Annotated in this window: 2 protein-coding genes and 1 pseudogene; all 3 read right to left on the bottom strand. The window is 39.8% G+C overall.

Annotated features, from left to right (window positions below):
- Positions 1–101: DJ-1/PfpI family protein (locus ACYVRH_RS13450; RefSeq protein WP_461257403.1), on the bottom strand; the 101-nt coding region annotated here is incomplete at its 3' end.
- A gap of 63 nt (positions 102–164) precedes the next feature.
- On the bottom strand, positions 165–521 hold the full coding sequence (locus ACYVRH_RS13445; RefSeq protein ID WP_461257402.1) for a TraR/DksA family transcriptional regulator: 357 nt from the start codon (positions 519–521) through the stop codon (positions 165–167).
- A 129-nt stretch (positions 522–650) separates the two neighbouring features.
- Positions 651–902 (bottom strand): annotated as a pseudogene (locus ACYVRH_RS13440) (diacylglycerol/lipid kinase family protein); the annotation flags it as partial.

Raw genomic sequence — 902 nt, 5'->3', positions numbered from 1 at the left:
GTACTCACTTCTATTCCGGCGCGGCGCAGATAGTCAATCGGCGTTACCGCTTCAACATCTTCAAAACCATCTGCCAATAAAACAATTACTTTTTTTGCCATGCTATTTTCCTGTTAAATTATTTGTTTTTCCAATACCCAAAAAACCGACTCATAGTCCGTGTTTTATCGGTTACGCCGTTCTTCTTCGGATTTACATTCTATGCACATGAGGGCGTAGGGAATCGCAATCAATCGGTCTTGCGGGATACGCTTTCCGCATTTTATGCAGTGGCCGTATTTGCCCTGTTTTATGCGCGTGATGGCGGATTCAATCAGTTTAAGCTGCTTTAATTCCTGAGTGCCGATGGCTTCGATCATTTTCCTGTCCATATCGTCGGAGGCAATGTCGGCAAGATCCTTCGGCTCTTCCCCTTCCATTATTTCTTTAAAATCCTCATTGCTGGCAATTAATTTATTTACAATTTCGGATTTTAAGACTAAAAGAGCAGCTTCCATTTTATCAAGGAATTCTTGATCAATCGGCGGTATTTTTTTCTTCCTTTTTCCTGTCGCAGCCATTATATCTCTTCCCCCATTTTTATTTTGTGATATTAGCTACATAAGTAAATTACATTGCCATAAAAATAACTATTTGTCAATAGTTGATTCTTAATTTTTATCGGGTTTTAATAAAGGTATTACCGGAGGGGTAAGCGTCATTACCACTGGGAAATCATCCGGTTGTAATAAAAGTGTTTCCCCGTCCATTTGCGCCAGTATGGGCTGATTGGCATTAACTTGAAGATGATGAGCGTTAAACAAGATTATATTGTCGCTTTGTTTACCTTTGGCAACTTGCCCTTTCAAAGACAATTTACCGAGAAGCGGTATTTGTTTTATGCCGCAGACATTGCTATCATC

Source organism: Treponema sp. R80B11-R83G3 (assembly GCF_054786115.1).
The sequence above is the reverse complement of the archived record's forward strand: the minus strand, read 5'-3'. Positions and strand labels throughout refer to the sequence as shown.